The 15,019-nt window shown below is 42.4% G+C and carries 21 protein-coding genes and 1 pseudogene; 11 read left to right on the forward strand and 11 right to left on the reverse strand.

The features are described from left to right. Positions 1 to 839, forward strand: an 839-nt coding sequence (locus VB714_RS11940) for a Uma2 family endonuclease (RefSeq protein ID WP_323224384.1), incomplete at its 5' end; no start/stop codon positions are given. A 130-nt stretch (positions 840 to 969) separates the two neighbouring features. On the opposite strand, the gene VB714_RS11945 is transcribed toward VB714_RS11940, so the two are convergent. The 9 genes from VB714_RS11945 to VB714_RS11985 form a co-directional block, all read right to left on the reverse strand. Continuing rightward, entirely contained in the window at positions 970 to 1,137 is a 168-nt protein-coding gene (locus VB714_RS11945; RefSeq protein ID WP_323224385.1) for a hypothetical protein, read from the reverse strand. 30 nt (positions 1,138 to 1,167) lie between these two features. Further along, a complete protein-coding gene (locus tag VB714_RS11950) occupies positions 1,168 to 1,866 on the reverse strand; it encodes a hypothetical protein (protein ID WP_323224388.1) in 699 nt (232 codons plus the stop codon). A 6-nt stretch (positions 1,867 to 1,872) separates the two neighbouring features. Beyond that, positions 1,873 to 3,237, reverse strand: coding sequence for an RHS repeat-associated core domain-containing protein (locus tag VB714_RS11955; protein WP_323224390.1), 1,365 nt, complete (start codon positions 3,235 to 3,237; stop codon positions 1,873 to 1,875). A 62-nt stretch (positions 3,238 to 3,299) separates the two neighbouring features. Beyond that, the gene (locus VB714_RS11960) at positions 3,300 to 4,757 is read right to left on the reverse strand and encodes a family 10 glycosylhydrolase (protein ID WP_323224392.1); all 1,458 of its coding nucleotides are present in this window, start codon (positions 4,755 to 4,757) and stop codon (positions 3,300 to 3,302) included. Between the two features lie 110 nt (positions 4,758 to 4,867). Continuing rightward, a complete protein-coding gene (gene psb27, locus VB714_RS11965; protein WP_323224394.1) occupies positions 4,868 to 5,269 on the reverse strand; it encodes a photosystem II protein Psb27 in 402 nt (133 codons plus the stop codon). Between the two features lie 108 nt (positions 5,270 to 5,377). Continuing rightward, positions 5,378 to 6,475 carry a dTDP-glucose 4,6-dehydratase gene (rfbB, locus tag VB714_RS11970; RefSeq protein WP_323224397.1) on the reverse strand — a complete coding sequence of 366 codons (1,098 nt, stop codon included), beginning with the start codon at positions 6,473 to 6,475 and terminating at the stop codon, positions 5,378 to 5,380. Between the two features lie 362 nt (positions 6,476 to 6,837). Next, positions 6,838 to 8,499 (reverse strand): hypothetical protein, encoded by a 1,662-nt coding sequence (locus tag VB714_RS11975; RefSeq protein WP_323224400.1) that lies wholly within the window; start codon positions 8,497 to 8,499, stop codon positions 6,838 to 6,840. Next, positions 8,496 to 8,849, reverse strand: coding sequence for a hypothetical protein (locus VB714_RS11980; RefSeq protein WP_323224402.1), 354 nt, complete (start codon positions 8,847 to 8,849; stop codon positions 8,496 to 8,498). The genes VB714_RS11975 and VB714_RS11980 overlap by 4 nt, the downstream gene beginning before the upstream one ends. 44 nt (positions 8,850 to 8,893) lie before the next feature. After that, positions 8,894 to 9,247, reverse strand: a complete 354-nt coding sequence (locus VB714_RS11985) for a hypothetical protein (RefSeq protein ID WP_323224404.1) — start codon at positions 9,245 to 9,247, stop codon at positions 8,894 to 8,896. Between VB714_RS11985 and VB714_RS11990 the strand changes: the two genes are divergently transcribed. From VB714_RS11990 to VB714_RS12010, 6 genes and pseudogenes are all read left to right on the forward strand, one after another. Continuing rightward, positions 9,246 to 9,614, forward strand: coding sequence for a GIY-YIG nuclease family protein (locus tag VB714_RS11990; protein ID WP_323224406.1), 369 nt, complete (start codon positions 9,246 to 9,248; stop codon positions 9,612 to 9,614). The genes VB714_RS11985 and VB714_RS11990 overlap by 2 nt on opposite strands. Next, on the forward strand, positions 9,611 to 9,826 hold the full coding sequence (locus tag VB714_RS11995; protein WP_323224407.1) for a hypothetical protein: 216 nt from the start codon (positions 9,611 to 9,613) through the stop codon (positions 9,824 to 9,826). Before VB714_RS11990 ends, VB714_RS11995 begins: the two co-directional genes overlap by 4 nt. A 209-nt stretch (positions 9,827 to 10,035) precedes the next feature. Further along, positions 10,036 to 10,134 (forward strand): annotated as a pseudogene (locus VB714_RS27415) (DUF433 domain-containing protein); the annotation flags it as partial. After that, entirely contained in the window at positions 10,118 to 10,243 is a 126-nt protein-coding gene (locus VB714_RS12000; RefSeq protein WP_323224409.1) for a hypothetical protein, read from the forward strand. The pseudogene VB714_RS27415 and the gene VB714_RS12000, both read left to right, overlap by 17 nt. Before the next feature lie 126 nt (positions 10,244 to 10,369). Continuing rightward, on the forward strand, positions 10,370 to 11,422 hold the full coding sequence (locus tag VB714_RS12005; RefSeq protein ID WP_323224412.1) for a hypothetical protein: 1,053 nt from the start codon (positions 10,370 to 10,372) through the stop codon (positions 11,420 to 11,422). 302 nt (positions 11,423 to 11,724) lie between these two features. Beyond that, positions 11,725 to 12,246 (forward strand): hypothetical protein, encoded by a 522-nt coding sequence (locus tag VB714_RS12010; RefSeq protein WP_323224414.1) that lies wholly within the window; start codon positions 11,725 to 11,727, stop codon positions 12,244 to 12,246. A 112-nt stretch (positions 12,247 to 12,358) separates the two neighbouring features. Here the strand turns inward: VB714_RS12010 and VB714_RS12015 are convergent, their stop codons facing one another. Both VB714_RS12015 and VB714_RS12020 read right to left on the reverse strand, forming a co-directional pair. Then, entirely contained in the window at positions 12,359 to 13,201 is an 843-nt protein-coding gene (locus VB714_RS12015) for an acyl-CoA desaturase (protein WP_323224417.1), read from the reverse strand. 268 nt (positions 13,202 to 13,469) lie between these two features. After that, entirely contained in the window at positions 13,470 to 13,640 is a 171-nt protein-coding gene (locus tag VB714_RS12020) for a hypothetical protein (protein ID WP_323224420.1), read from the reverse strand. Here VB714_RS12020 and VB714_RS12025 point away from each other — a divergent pair. From VB714_RS12025 to VB714_RS12040, 4 genes are all read left to right on the forward strand, one after another. Beyond that, positions 13,632 to 13,958, forward strand: a complete 327-nt coding sequence (locus VB714_RS12025) for a DsrE family protein (protein WP_204103134.1) — start codon at positions 13,632 to 13,634, stop codon at positions 13,956 to 13,958. The genes VB714_RS12020 and VB714_RS12025 overlap by 9 nt on opposite strands. A gap of 29 nt (positions 13,959 to 13,987) precedes the next feature. Next, the gene (locus tag VB714_RS12030; protein WP_323224423.1) at positions 13,988 to 14,398 is read left to right on the forward strand and encodes a DsrE/DsrF/TusD sulfur relay family protein; all 411 of its coding nucleotides are present in this window, start codon (positions 13,988 to 13,990) and stop codon (positions 14,396 to 14,398) included. A gap of 12 nt (positions 14,399 to 14,410) precedes the next feature. Continuing rightward, positions 14,411 to 14,791 (forward strand): DsrE family protein, encoded by a 381-nt coding sequence (locus tag VB714_RS12035; RefSeq protein WP_323224425.1) that lies wholly within the window; start codon positions 14,411 to 14,413, stop codon positions 14,789 to 14,791. Positions 14,792 to 14,817: 26 nt separating this feature from the next. Then, a partial coding sequence (locus tag VB714_RS12040) for a methionine gamma-lyase family protein (protein ID WP_323224427.1) occupies positions 14,818 to 15,019 on the forward strand: 202 nt, incomplete at its 3' end.

A 15,019-nucleotide genomic window follows, 5' to 3' on the forward strand; every position in this document is an offset into this window, starting at 1 on the left:
CATTCTGTATAATGGAGTCAAACGTATTGATTCCTTCTTTCTTTAAAGCAATGGTACAACAACTTTCTCCCCTCACCATTGAAGACGAACTTCTTTATCCCGATCGCGACGGTAAACCCTTGGCTGATAACACTACCCAATTACGTTTAATTTTTACCATTAAAGGCGGTCTCGATGCTCTGTTTAAAGACAGAGATGATGTTTTTATCGCTGCGGATTTGTTATGGTATCCAGTGAAGCTCACTCAACAAGAAATTACCGAGCAAGAAGAACCTCAAAGGCAAGCCCCGGATGTGATGGTGGTTTTCGGCAGACCCAAGGGCGATCGCGGTTCTTACAAGCAATGGGAAGAGGATAATGTTGCTCCTCAAGTGGCGTTTGAAATCCTTTCTCCGGGGAATAAGAAGAAGGATATGGAGACGAAGTTTAAGTTTTATCAAGAGCATGGCATTGAGGAATATTACCTTTATAATCCCAAAAAGAATCGCTTACAAGGATGGTTGAGAAGAGGGAAGAAGTTGGAAGAAATCTCTCAGATGGAAAATTGGGTAAGTCCGCTTTTGGGAATAAGATTTACGATCAATGATGAAGATTTAGTTTTGTTTCATCCCGATGGAGAGCGTTTTATTGAGTTTGTTGAGGCGATCGAGCAACGCGATCGCCAAACACAGAGAGCTATTCTCGCTGAAAACCAACGCGATCGCGAACGCTTAGAGAAAGAACGGGAACGACTAGAAAAGGAACAAACTCAAGCGGCTTTAGAAAAGGAACGACAGAAAAATCAACAATTACTCGATCGCCTCATACAATTGGGTATCGATCCTGAAAATCTCCCTTAATTTGGTTCGGCGATCGCATCACTTGAGAAATGCGATCTCCAAACACAAAGAGCCGATCGCGCTGAAGCGATCGCAGAAGAGGAACGTAGGAAAAATCAACAACTACTCGATCGCCTCATACAATTAGGTGTTAATCCCGAAAATCTCTCTTAATTTTGTTCTGCGATCGCATCACTTGAGAAACGCGATCGCCAGTTTGGGAAGAGAGAGCGCTTTTTCTATTTGTTGACAATATGCGATCGCGCATTAGAAACACCAGAGCGCAAATAATTGAAATGGTGCGTTTTGCTTTCGCCAACGCACCCTACAAGATCGGCGATCTCACTATTTAAGAAAAATATACCCTTCCACTTCTATAAAAAATACCTCGTTTTCCTGAATATTCAGATAATTCTTTGACTTCATCTGGAATATTAGAGTATAGTATCTCTACTAAACTTTCATATCCAACAAGAAACGCTCGCTCTTTTTCCATATCTGTCGTGATATAGTTAATTGCCTCCTCTACATTTGACGCTACAACATAGTAATGACAAAAATATCCTGTTGCTGGTTCTGTAGTCTTTACATTGAGAGGAGTTTCTAAATTTGCTTGAGCAAGACCTATATAAAATATTTTCGATTTGGGTGAAAAAGTGAACTTTGTATGGTGTGGTTTTTTTTCTTTGGAAAGAATATCTTCAATTCCAGAAAAACTTTCTATTTGCACCAACTCTTTAGCATCTTCTGTATAAAAAAGTATTTCGATTCTATTAGAGAATTCCTTAATCCATTCAAACAAGTACAATAAAAGAGTATTAATATATGGTCTTTTTTTTGATTCATATAGATTCATAAATGAACTCCCTCCTATAAAAGGTTGTATTTTAATTTTATTACCTGTTTGAGACCAAATCACGCGAAAGTGTTGAATTACGTTGGATGGAATCTCAGCAGCACATTTACTCTGGATGGTTTTTACAAGACTATCTGCTGATAAATTGCAATCAGATTGAGTTTCAAAAATCAAATACAAAGATTCAGTCATTTTGTACTACCTCCCTTCTCCAAAAATAATATGTCCACCTTGTCTTCCTCGACCTCCATACCGAGTGTTGTGTTTACTCCCACGATGATAATGTTGAAACCGGACTTCTGTTTCGTGGAGATGGATTTCTGGCCCAACCGCACCCCGTCCCGCTATTTCTTTAGCGACTTCTCGAGTTGGAGTATAAATATCGCCACCTCGATCTACCATTTTGCGAGCTTGCTCAGGAGATATCGGACGACCTACCGGAATCAAACCTTCTGGCACTAACTCAACTTTAATAACCTTATTATCAGGGATATTAAGTTCTTGAGTTCCTATATTTATAGCAAAAACGTGGCGAATTTCATATATGGTGTTATCTGGTGGATGCCCCGTATGAGTAGGAAGATCGGGTTGTTGTCCAGCCCCGAAACCTCCAGGATAACTCAACAGTCTTTGCAGGAGGGAATCTCTTGGATCGCGAGGACGAAGACCCAAATCTTCATCTGATAGTGTTAACCCTCCTTCTCCAAAACCACCAAGTCTTTCTGGAGGGTTTTGAGCCGTTGTAATATAAGTATTAAGCCTTTGTGCCGCAAAAGTTGCTACCAGTGCACTCAGAAGTGCAGTCTCTTGTACAGACATAGCAACTAATCCACTGGGATCAATATTATTAACAGGATTCCCATTAGCATACAAATACTTATGTAGCGTAATGGGATTGAAATTATTTCCCTCATAAGTATCCCTTCTTGTAAAGCGTCCTACACTGGGATCGTAATATCGATCACGCAAATAATACTGGTCTAAATTACTATCAAACTGTTCTCCAGCAAACAGATAATCATTCTCGCTACTGCCAACCGAATCCGTTAAATTGCCATAAGCATCATAACTGTAAACATCCGTGACATTTCCTGTTGAATCCGTCAACCCTCGTGTACTACCCAAACCATCCACTAAATAATAAGAATCAACATTATTTCGCTCCTGAGAAATCAAATCTAAACCATAAACATAACTCGCATCTAAACCTCCATTCGTATACTCAGCCAAAACCTGAGCATAAGGACGATTCTTATCTAACAAATAACTCGTCGTTTCAGTTCCAACCGTCTGAGAAACCCGAATATTATCATCATCATAAGCATAATTAATCGTCTCATTGGGAGTCTGCACCTCTACCAAACGATTTTGGTCATCCCATGTATAATGAACCGTCTCACTTCCTTCCGTCCTCGTCTTCAAATTGCCATTATGATCATAAGTATAACTCACCACAACTTGACTATTCATTAACTCCTGCATCAATCGGTCATTCTCATCATAATCATAATCAATTGTTCGCTCAATTGTCGTCCCATCTGGCTGTAACAAAGTCTCCTTCACCCTAGATTTAGAGGTCTAATTTTTGATTAGACCTCCAAGATAAACTCACGCCTCAGATTCGGCTACAATTGGCAAAATTGACGAGCGCGATCGCTTTCTCCCTCTTGCCAAGAATAGGCAAAGTGGCTCACCGCTTGTAATTGTGGCAATTGTTGGCGAATGGCTCGCATTTGTTCTTCGAGAGAAATGTGACCTTGAAAGGATTCCCCCCAAACTCCCGCAAGAGCAGGTACAACACGAGTTTGAGCCTCAGCACTGTTCAAAACTCGGCTAATTTCCGCCACAATACAATCCGCACGATTGCCGCAGATCGAGTAAGCCATTGCGTGCCATTCTAAAGCAGGGGAAAAACTATCCCAAGGTTGCAAGCGAGAGTCAAAACCCCCATTTCCTACGGGTTTATTGGCACTGGGGAAAAAGACGGCTCCAGCAGGAAGGCGTTGTTGCATCACATTATTAGTGGAAAACTTGAGGAATTCCAGCACTCCTTGAGCAGCATGAGCAACGGTTAAATTCCACAATTCTGCCGGCAGGTTGTCCGATCGCTTATTTTGCCATTGAGGACTGCCTTCACTAGGATAGAGGCTGCGGACTGCACTGATATCCCCAGCAGTAATGCGACCTTGATTCAAGAAGCGTTGAATTAATTCCCGTCCTTGGTTATTTTCAGCGCGTTCTAATAATACTTGTTGGGAAGCCTGCCCATAAATCCATAAATCCCGCACGTTACTGGCAACAGATCCAGCTCCCGATCCCCTCGGATAGCGGATATAGTCGAAGAGTACCCCATCAGGACGGCGTTTGAGAATAGATTGTACCAGTTGATAATAGTCGATTTGTGCCTGACGGTTGTAGGGATCGATGAACACTTGAGAACCATCGGGGACGATCGCCGTGCTATCCTGTCCGCGACCGTTACGAGCGAGGGTTTGCTGGCGATCGGAGCGCGCGCCGTAAGCATAGCCGAAATTCATCGTAAACATCCACGCATAGACCTTTAAACCCCTCTGTCGCCCCTTTTGAATTGCATCTGCGAGGAGGTCTACATTCTCTGCTCCTCGAGACTGTACCACGGAGATCCACGGGGTCGGGTTATCGGCGACGGGAAGTAACACGCGGGAATCGTAGAATACTTCCACGTACACTTCGTTATAGCCCTTGTTTGCAATATGGTCGAGGACTTTATCGAGTTCCCCTGGACGGGCATCGCAGGGATGCAAGCGCAACCAAATTGCTTGGGTTTTCGGCCAATTTTGGTTGCGACATTGGGCGAGGCGATCGCCTTGCGCCTTAATAAAGGCTTGATACTCAACTTTAGCTCCCCCATCGCCATTAGTGGCGCGTTGGCGTAGGAGTTCTTTTTGCGCGATCGCATCGGGGGTCGCCCGGCAATATGCCCCAGTTTGGGCGTTAGCAGTGCGAGGGAGACTAATTTGGGCGATCGTGGTCGCACCGATAATCATTCCAGAGACAATTTTGCGCCAAAAGGCTGGAATACTATTTGTTTGAGAACTTGACATCGTTCTTTTTGGCCTGAAGGGACAGTAAAAAAAGGGTGCGAATTGCTGACCCTTTTCTACTGTACGCGACACTTTTAGTAATCAACCATTACCGATGAACAAGGATCGATTTAAAATCCCCGTTTGAGGGTAAATTCAACTTCTTTGAATTCTTGTTGGAGGCGCTTGCTTAACTTGCTGGCGAGAGGACGAACGCCGTAGGTGCCGTAAAATCCGGCTAGATTATTTAATGCTGTTTGCATGGTGGTAAACGATCGCAGCCCAGAAACGCGACTATCCCGGCGATAGCGGGAAGCATAATCGTTCATTAGGCTGCGGGCTGAAGCAACTGTTTCAGAAAAATTCTCTTCTTTCCCAGAAAGCGCGATCGCCTCGCTGAGATTTTCAATGGTTGTTAAAGTATCTTCGCGATAGTTGCCGGAAAGGAGAGAAGCGCTAGAACACCCGGTCAAGGCGATCGCGGCAACTAAGACTAGGGCAAACAGGCGAGAGAAAAAAGATTGAAAAAACATGGATTAGCTCAAAAAAACTTTATAAACCTTCATATTTTACCATTTGATTGTTGCTTATTCTTGTCTAATGCTCTACTCATTGCTTATTACTGGTTACTTTTTACGCTCTCATTTATCTAAGTTTCCGTAGAGTTGTTGATAATAATTTTGATATTCTTCGGAAAGCAAGGGTTGCCACCAGTGGCGATTATTGAGATACCATTGTACAGTTTTTCTTAGTCCTGCTTCTATTGTAACGGCGGGAGTCCAACCCAGTTCGGTTTTGATTTTGGTGGCATCGATCGCATAGCGGCGATCGTGGCCGGGTCTGTCTTTCACAAAAGTAATGAGTTGCTGAGAGGGACGCACGGGCAAATCTGGGGCTAATTCATCCATAATCCCGCAAAGCATTTGCACTAAATCGATGTTTTTGACTTCATTATTGCCACCAATATTATACATTTCTCCAGGTTTACCGCGCTGAATCACGGTTTCTAAGGCACGACAATGATCGAGAACATAGAGCCAATCTCGCACATTTTGACCGTCTCCATAAACGGGTAAGGGCTTTCCTAAAAGAATATTAATGCACATTAAAGGGATTAATTTTTCCGGGAAATGATACGCACCATAATTATTAGAACAATTGGTGATAATCGTAGGAATTTTGTAGGTATGAAAATACGATCGCGCTAAATGATCGCTCCCTGCTTTTGAGGCAGAATAAGGACTATTGGGCGCATAAGGAGTCGTTTCGGTAAAAGGCGGATCTTCTGGGTTTAAACTGCCGTAAACTTCATCAGTGGAAACGTGGAGAAATAAGGGAGAATTGTTGGCAATACGGGGAAAATGGCGGCGAAAGGCTTCGAGGAGGGTAAACGTGCCGACGAGATTGGTTTGAATAAAAGCATCGGGGGCTAAAATAGAGCGATCGACGTGAGACTCGGCGGCAAAATGAATAATAGTGTCAATCTTTTCTGTTTTGAGAAGTTCGTCAACGAGGGCGCGATCGCAGATATTCCCCTTGACAAAATGAAAGTTTTCCCGTGTTTTTAAATCCGCTAAATTCTGGGGATTTCCCGCATAGGTTAGGGCATCTAAAACAACAATGCGATCGCCTGGGTAATTCTGACACCAATGATGGGTAAAATTTGAGCCAATAAATCCCGCTCCTCCTGTAATCAGGAAGCGACGAGGAGAAGCACCGGAAAAACTCTCTGATACCATTTGCTATACGGGAAACCACATTTCCTTATTTTAAGGGTAAAAGGGAGGTGCGTCGAAAAGACTTTCCCCGGGCTTGCTGACGTGGATACAAGAATCGCGATCGCGATTTAATGTTAGTAACTACAGTGAATCACACGAGGCATAGCACGAGCAGTTAAATGAGTTTGTTATGGCATCGAAGCAGTTGCAGGCAATTTCGTAATAACTTTTCTTGGATATTTTCAAAAGATTCTACAATTAGCGATCGCATCTCCCACGACAGAAAAAGAGCGATCGCTGGTTTAAGAAAATGAAGAGAGGAGATCGCACTACAAGAGGGATTCATAAGGAAGATTTTATCCAATAAACCCCTACATGGCTCATTAGATATTACTTTTTTCTGTTGCAAAAACCTTAAGCCAAGATTTTAGTGTGTCAGCGCGTCGTTTTCCAGTTTCGTCTGACAGAGAAGGACAAACTTCCTTGACAAACGTAGATGCTCCTTCTGGTTCAATTTCTGCAAGAGTATTAACATTTTGCCAATTTAACCATGCCCAACCAACTTTTGAGGATATAAATTGATGTGCCAAGAAGCCTATTTTTTCTGTTTCTGATAAATGATGAAGAACACGACCTGCCGTTGTTGGTCGTTCCCGTTCATCTACAAGACCCAGAATTTCTACGGCTCTTCGATAATAGGAAAATTGTCTAGGAGCAATTCCAAATATTGCTAAAAACTGTTGTCGTACAGTTGATAAAGACGAGGGATGTTGAATAAAAATTGATGCGAGTTCTATCACTCGTTCAAGATTGTTTGCTTGGGGGATATCACGAGATAAAACCCTAACTTGTGATGTAAAATCTTCACTGATAGGGACATCTTCGGTAGAGATACTTCTAATAATATGTAATTCTGGATCATTAGAAGAAACAGCTATATCTACTCTAAGATTATCTTCTTTGAGATTCTTAACACAATCTCGCCAACTATTGACGACTAAAGATTCTTGAGCATTATCTCCATATTTTATATTAGACAGAGATGCGATCGCATTTGCAAGTAATTCAGATTGATTGTCACCTAATGGAATATGAAGAATAACTGTCCATGACCCCGGAAAAGACCATACAGGTCTAAATCTAAGGAGTTTCTTTATATCATTTTCATCGACAATTTCTTGAAAGAATCTCTCTACTCTATCAATTATACTTGCTCTAATATTCCAAAAATTGTTAATTTCATCGGCATTATCAATCCGAACAACGGCAGATAAACTCTTACTATCTAAAATTTGTCCTATTGCCGCAAGAGATGAAGTGATTAATCGCTGTATACCTTCCTTGACTCGAGCATGATTGCCATTTTTTAGATCGCGATCCAAAACTTGAGTATTGTATATTTTTTTAAGTAAATTTCCTCCCGCAGACCAAATATTATCATCAGCATATTGAGTTTTTTTTGCTCTTTTAAAAAATGTCTCTAATTCTTCCTGCAATTCCTCTTGTAACTCTAAATCGTCAACCTGTTCTAATACAGCATCTGTAAGGGATTTAATATTTTTCAGTTGTTTTTTAAGATGAGGTGCTTTAGCATAGTTATCTCCCCAAGTTGCTATAAAATCTAGAGTCTGTTCAGCAATTAAAACATTCCCTGAAGACAGACTTACCTTCAAAAATGAGTCTAGTGCAGGAGTTAGTAAAGCAAAAATCGGTAATTCCCAATCTTCTACACGAGAAACCAGTCCAAGAAAACTGATTCTCGATGGACTATCAGGCGTAATATTAGAGCGAGATAAAACTACGGACAGAAAGAGCCAAATTACCTCATTGTTGATAGAGATATCCGGTTTTAGCAGTTCCCGTCCCAAGACTCCTAAACCGATTTCTAAATCTTTTTGCGGTCCTAATGCCAGCAATGCAGCGAAATCTTGAACATTCACATCAACTTTGGTGAGATCGTCAAGAATTTTGTCAACTTCTTCCCTCGCTCTGTCTATATTGTCAGAGTTTAAATATTGTTGTACTTTGGTCAAGATTGTTGTCATTTTTCTTGATTTACAGGAATAAAGGTAAGACCACTCCGAATTTCAATGTCAACACGGGCGTTGGCAACTTTACACTTAGGATCGCAAAATGAATGAGGTTGTGATTCTGGTCCGACTCCCCCTTGCTTGCTGGCGTTCTTAACAAAACGTCTCGCTTTAACAAAAGCCCTTTTGCGTTCTGCTTTTTGGGGCTTCGTACATTGTTCTTCAATTTTAGCAAGAAATGATAAACCTTCTTGGTCTGTAACAGGTTTTTGTTGCGCCCAAGAATGACTATAGCCGCCTTTCTGCTGAATATCGTCTCCTTGAGCTTGTACCCTGCCACGATAGGATTCTGTTGAAATAGACACGATCGAATCATACAATTTGGACTTAAGTATTAAACTAAATCCCTCTAACCTCTGTCAAGTCGATCGCTTTTTATCTGCTTATTGAGAGGGACGGAAGGAGGATTTAGGAGGATCGAAGCGATCGCGCCCCTCACAACAGAGAAAAAAACACGATCGCAATACACCTTAATCCTCCCATAGGACACGAAAAACTGCTTGACCATGACAATTGCGCTACTTCTAACATTAGCCACAAAATTGCTTGCGGAAAGAAGAGCGATCGCATTTCTGGTATTTTCCCAAGGGATGCGATCGCTCTCTTTTTCAAGAGTAGGAGAAAGAGAGCGATCGCCCCATAAATTCCCAGCCAAGAGCAATAACCAGATAAAATCAGGCAAATATGCTTTTAGTTTTGCCATGTTCGACTCTATTCAAGTTGAAGCCCGTCAAATCCTCAATACTCTTGCCTTTACTCCCTTTGAGGAATGTCAACCTCTCAGCCGTAAATTTGACACCATTCCTGCTAGAGTAGGGTTATACGCATTTCGACATTCCTCAGAAGAATTGCTCTATATCGGCAAAGCCAAAAACCTAAGAGACAGATTGCGTGGCGGACACAAAGCCTTTCTTTGGGGCTGGCTCGATCGCTACGATCCAGAGGAAGTACGTATTGCTTTTGTCACGCTCAACAACTGGCAAAAACCGGGGCTGTTATATGAACTAGAAACGCTCATTCTACAAGCGACTAATCCTCCCTATAATGTTAAAATTCCTAAAGAATTATGACGAAAACTTTTACCACTCAACACCTTTCCCCAGAAGCAATATCGAGTCTTGTAAATAATTTACCTGACGACATAAAAGTTGCACTCTTAAAAAAATCTACTGAATTTGAATGTTCTCTCGAAGCGACCATTGAAATGGCAATTTCTAGTTTCCTAGATGAAGAAGCATTAAGTTTCGAGGATTGCCTACTCGCTCAACGTTTGAAAGAATAGGTAGCTACGATCGCCCCAAGATTAGATAATCAAAGCGATCGCATTTCTGGCATTTTTCCAAAGAATGCGATCGCCTCTCTGCAAACAGTGTTAAACTCGAAGAGAACCAATTCTATCAGTCAGAAACCTCAGCCTAAAGGCGTGAGGCCTGAAAGAGAAATCTAGAAAGCTGTTCTGACCAGCCTAAGACCTTCGAGGTCTACATGAAGATGATGGCTCAAACTCAACTCGATACAGGAATCACTCGCACAGAAAGAGGACTCGCGATCGCAGGAACTAGAATTACGCTTTATGACATTATGGACTATCCGCATTTTGAACGATCTAGTTTATCGAGGTCTTTGCATTGAAAGACTTGTAGATATTGTTCTCGATATTGATGATTATCGAGGTGCAATGCGAATTTTTATTCCATAATCAATAAGCGAGATCGCCTTTTTTGGAGAGTTAGAGAAGGAGATGCGATCGCAAAAGGAGAAAAAGAGAAAAGCGATCGCATTTTCTCTGCTATGCTATGAGCATTGAATAATTATTCATTCGCCCGTGACTCGTTTTATCCACGACCAATTTGCCAAACAATATCTCAGCGAACTCCTCTCTCCTCTCGGTGTTGTAGAAACAAGCAAAGACATTCACCCAGAAGGTCGCCAAATCGACGTTTTGTTCACCCCTTCCTCCTCCAACCCCGAACGTCGCCAAAACTTGGGTTTACTTGGACGATTAACCGCAACCTCTGCCCTCTTCGAGCCTTTTCGCAACCCCATTACTCAAAGTGATGTTCGCACTTGTATGATGAAACTATTCGTCCTGCTGGCGGACGTAGACCGAGAAACAAACCGCACGAAAGTTCCAGTTAATGAGGACAAAATCCCTCAACTCTGGATATTCACCCCAACAGCATCGGAAAATTTTCTCCAATGCTTTAATACTGTCCCATCAACACAAGATGAGGAACAAGGAATCTACTATTTAGGGACGGGTTTGAGAAGCGCGATCGTCGTGATTCACCAACTCCCGCAAACCCCAGAAACCCTTTGGTTGAGACTGTTAGGACGAGGACGCGTACAACAACAAGCCGTCAGAGAACTTGAAGCATTGCCCCGCGAGAGCCACCTGCGGGAAAATGTTATAAAATTAGTAAGAGAACTGATTGCTCTGTTAACCAAACGACAAAATCGAGAACAAGATTTAGATCAAAATGATCGGGAGTTAATTATGACTTTAACACAAATGTATGAAGAAGCAATGGCAGAAGTTCGCCAAGAAATTCGCCAAGAAATTCGCCAAGAAGTTCGCCAAGAAGTTCGCCAAGAAGTTCGCCAAGAAGTTCGCCAAGAAGTTCGCCAAGAAGTTCGCCAAGAAGCAAAAGAAGAATTTCTTCAACAAGGACTGCAACAAGGAAAAGGTGAAGGTGAAAAAGAAGCTACTCGTCGTCTCATCGAAAATATTTTTCAAGTTCGCTTTGGAGAAATGGATGAAAAATTGGCAGAAATTATCCCATCTATTATGAAACGTTCTTTGGAAGAATTTACACCTCTACTTCTACAGTTATCTCGTGAGGAGTTAATCGATCGCTTTCAAGAACCAGAAGAATAGTTTCGATCGCTCAATTATTTACTGCTATTCGCCATGTCTGGCGGTAGCGAAGCACATGATCGCATCGCTGTCAATGGCAGAGATTTATGATGAGGTTTTGACGGGATAAATGGCTCTAGAAAAATAGCCCCAAATAAGCGATCGCCTCCTGTTAACTCTTCCCGATTCTCTCTTACACCAAAAAATTTGACTTTTGTAAAATTGTCATCTCGTGCTAATCTTCACTACAGTAACAACTAAAACACCACGATCGCATGGTTCGTAGTTCACATTAATAATCAACAATCAATAATTAAATTGCCATGAGCTTATTTAACGCAATTCTTGGGGCGATTGAGAGTCCCGATCGCGCTGCCAGTCCTGACGGTATCGGGGCAATTCTCAATACAGTGCAAAGTCTCAGCCAAGGGACTCAAGCTAACCCAGAAAACCTACAATCTGCCATGTCTATCGTCGGCAAATACGTGCGATCGAGCTTGCAGGAGAAGCGAAATAACGAGGGAGAAGCAAATGCCCAGGCGATCGTTAATCAATTTAGCGGTACGAGTCCCAGTCCCCAGGTCGTGCAAATGTTGTTTAGTCACCCGCAAGTTGAACAAATTGCCGCAGAAGTCGAAAAGAAAACGGGTTTATCCGCCAATATGATTCAATCGATGTTACCGAGTTTAGTGCCTCTGGTTTTGCAATTTCTCCAATCTGGAACCGATATGAGCAATCCTCAAAACACCAATTCTGTTCTCAATACGTTTCTTGATGCAGACGGAGACGGAGACGTTGATATTGCTGATGCCCTGCAAATGGCTTCTCGGCATTTAGGAAAATAGAGGCGATCGCCTTGTCTTCCTGTATTGGGGTCAATTTCGGGGTCAATTTCGGGCAATCTTGAGCCGAAGTTTTGACCCCCAATTTTCTGAAAACGGGCATTAATCTAGACATTTATGATGCGCGATCGCCAATCTTCGCCAAGGCGACTTCGGGAACCAGTTTGACATTTTTAGCCAAACCTACAATTTGTAATAAGCGAATCGTCATCCAAGTCAGATCGATTTCCCACCATTTCAACCCGTGACGGGCAGAATACTGATAAGCGTGATGATTGTTATGCCAACCTTCACCATAAGTCACTAAAGCAACCCACCAACAATTCCGAGAGGCATCGTTAGAGTCAAAAGTGCGATAACCAAACATATGGGTAGCACTATTAACGAACCAAGTACAGTGAAAGACGATAACCAAACGGGCAAAAATACCCCAAATGACAAAAGACCAACCTCCCCACCAATACAACAACAAACCTAAAACAATCTGAAGGGGAATAAACGCATTATTTAAAAATCGGTACACGGGATCGTCAAGGTCTTGGGTATAACGAGGGATATCTCGATCGGCAGGGATCTGATGAAGCATCCAATCCATGTGACTCCACCAAAAACCCGCATTAGAATCATGGGGATCTGAAGAGGTATCAGAATATTTATGGTGAATTCGGTGCAATCCGACCCATTTAACTACACCTCCTTGACAAGCCAAAGTCCCGCAAAGTGCAAAAAAATACTCCAACCATTTTGGAGTCTCAAAACTGCGATGGGTAAGCAAACGATGAAATCCTAACGTAATTCCTAATCCTCCCGTAATCCAATGGAGAACAAGGGCGAGTCCTACGGCCTGCCAACTAAAATTTCCGGGTAGGAAAGCCAGCATCGCCACAAGATGCAGGATGCCCATGTAAACGATTGTCGTCCAATCCCAAGGCAGTTTGTTTGATGTTGCAACAGTCATGCAATAACCTAAAAAAGCGACACAACACAGTAGACTTCTGCTATTCCCAAGCACGAATTCTAGATTAATTCTAAGGTAAATTTTGATTTCTAAAACAGAAATGAATCATTAAAGATGCTATGGAAACGAAAAAGATACTATTCTTAATTGTTTATGGCATTGCCGCTCCGGTCAAGTAAAATCGCAAAAAAGTTTTACACGGGAGGGAATCTTCGCGAAAGCAGGGAATGGAGACGATCGCAATTCATCAGAAAATTGGAAAGTTTTCTTAAAATTGCGATCGCGCGATCGGGAGGCTAACTGCAAGCAATATCGGTGTTTTGCTGGCTTTCACCCTTGATTTTGAGGGCGATCGGTTGGGAGATGATGGAAAACGTCGTTTTTTGCTGTTTAGCTTGAGCGGTATGCCTAGAATATCAAGAGGACAAGCATGGCTCATTATTTAATTTTAGAATCCCGAGATCCTTACGATTCTGGAGATTGGCAGAATATGCAGCAGATTGCCCTCGATCTACAATCTCGGGGCAACAGCGTGACTTTATTTTTAGTTCAAAATGGCGTAATTCCTGCCCGCAAAGGCGATCGCCACTCCGGTCGCTTTGCCGAACTGAAACAATTGGGCATTACCATTCTAGCCGATGATTTTGCCCTCAAGGAACGGGCGATCGAGTCACTGGCGGAGGGTGTCAATTCGGCCAACATGGATCGCCTCGTTGAACTGTGCTTGCAGTCCGATACAAAAGCAATGTGGCACTAAACCCTTTAAAATTCATATCAGGAAAACTAATGACTGGAAAAACTCTTGCCCTCGCAATTATGGATTCTCCCTACGAGTCGGCCAATTCAACTACAGCGTTACGCATCATTCATAGTGCTTTAAGTCAAGGTCATAATGTGATGGTTTTTGCCTATGAAGGGGCAGTGAATTTAACCATGAAAGACCAAAAACCTCACGCGAATTCTGTTAAAGGGACAAATCTGGAAGAAGAAAATCACCCTTTAACAAAGGATTGGGTTGCCGCACTTTTTAAACTTGCTGAAGAAAAAGGTGTCACTTTAGATTGGGTCAATTGTGGTTTATGTGTAGACGAACGCGGTGCGGGAAATTGGATTGAAGGTCCTCGTCGAGGGGCTCCAAAAGACTTTCTTGAAGCTGTCAAAAATAGCGATGGCACTCTTGTCATTCCTACAAGATAAAGGAGGAAATTAATGAAAATTTTAAGTATTGTCGAATCAGCTTATCGGGGAACAATTGAAGAACAAGATGATACCATTCTTTGGTTAAATCATATTTTTCAAAATGGAGGGGCGGAGGTTTCGGTACTATTACGAGGAAATTCTGTTAATTATTTACTGAAAAACCAGGACGCATCCGGCTTGCAGTTTGGGGGGTGGAAACAAACTAATCCTCCTGAATTGGATCAGGATTTAACGGCTATGTTAGAGAAAGGAATTGCCATTTATGCTGTTGCAGAAGATGTGCGCGATCGCGGACTTCCCCAAGACAAGTTTATTGCAGGAATTCAACTCATTCCCTTGGGAGAAGTCGCCGAACTTTGCGATCGCTTTGAACAAGTCTGGCATTGGTAATCTCAAATCATAATTCATGATAATTAATGGCAGATTTAGCAGTCCTGAAAGAAGCAGAAAAAGAACTCGCGCCGATATTTTCTCAAATTGACGCAGGAGTGAAGCAAAATCTCAAAAAAGTTTTGACCGCTTTTCGCAATCATCGGGTTGGGACGCATCATTTTGCTGGGGTAAGCGGTTACGGTCATGGGGACCTCGGACGAGAAACCCTCGATCGCGTTTTTGCCG

The sequence above is a fragment of the Spirulina sp. 06S082 genome (assembly GCF_034932145.1).
In the GTDB taxonomy this organism is placed as follows: Bacteria; Cyanobacteriota; Cyanobacteriia; order Cyanobacteriales; family Spirulinaceae; genus CCY15215.

Bases quoted from the DNA above. Each gene is read 5' to 3' on its own strand.
- VB714_RS11950 (WP_323224388.1), bottom strand. From the start codon at position 1,866: ATGACTGAATCTTTGTATTTGATTTTTGAAACTCAATCTGATTGCAAT.
- VB714_RS12015 (WP_323224417.1), bottom strand. From the start codon at position 13,201: ATGACTGTTGCAACATCAAACAAACTGCCTTGGGATTGGACGACAATC.
- VB714_RS12020 (WP_323224420.1), bottom strand. From the start codon at position 13,640: ATGAGCCATGCTTGTCCTCTTGATATTCTAGGCATACCGCTCAAGCTA.
- VB714_RS11985 (WP_323224404.1), bottom strand. From the start codon at position 9,247: ATGGCAAAACTAAAAGCATATTTGCCTGATTTTATCTGGTTATTGCTC.
- VB714_RS11990 (WP_323224406.1), top strand. From the start codon at position 9,246: ATGTTCGACTCTATTCAAGTTGAAGCCCGTCAAATCCTCAATACTCTT.
- VB714_RS12030 (WP_323224423.1), top strand. From the start codon at position 13,988: ATGACTGGAAAAACTCTTGCCCTCGCAATTATGGATTCTCCCTACGAG.
- VB714_RS11975 (WP_323224400.1), bottom strand. From the start codon at position 8,499: ATGACAACAATCTTGACCAAAGTACAACAATATTTAAACTCTGACAAT.
- VB714_RS12025 (WP_204103134.1), top strand. From the start codon at position 13,632: ATGGCTCATTATTTAATTTTAGAATCCCGAGATCCTTACGATTCTGGA.
- psb27 (WP_323224394.1), bottom strand. From the start codon at position 5,269: ATGTTTTTTCAATCTTTTTTCTCTCGCCTGTTTGCCCTAGTCTTAGTT.
- VB714_RS12000 (WP_323224409.1), top strand. From the start codon at position 10,118: ATGACATTATGGACTATCCGCATTTTGAACGATCTAGTTTATCGAGGT.
- VB714_RS11960 (WP_323224392.1), bottom strand. From the start codon at position 4,757: ATGTCAAGTTCTCAAACAAATAGTATTCCAGCCTTTTGGCGCAAAATT.
- VB714_RS12035 (WP_323224425.1), top strand. From the start codon at position 14,411: ATGAAAATTTTAAGTATTGTCGAATCAGCTTATCGGGGAACAATTGAA.
- rfbB (WP_323224397.1), bottom strand. From the start codon at position 6,475: ATGGTATCAGAGAGTTTTTCCGGTGCTTCTCCTCGTCGCTTCCTGATT.
- VB714_RS12010 (WP_323224414.1), top strand. From the start codon at position 11,725: ATGAGCTTATTTAACGCAATTCTTGGGGCGATTGAGAGTCCCGATCGC.
- VB714_RS11995 (WP_323224407.1), top strand. From the start codon at position 9,611: ATGACGAAAACTTTTACCACTCAACACCTTTCCCCAGAAGCAATATCG.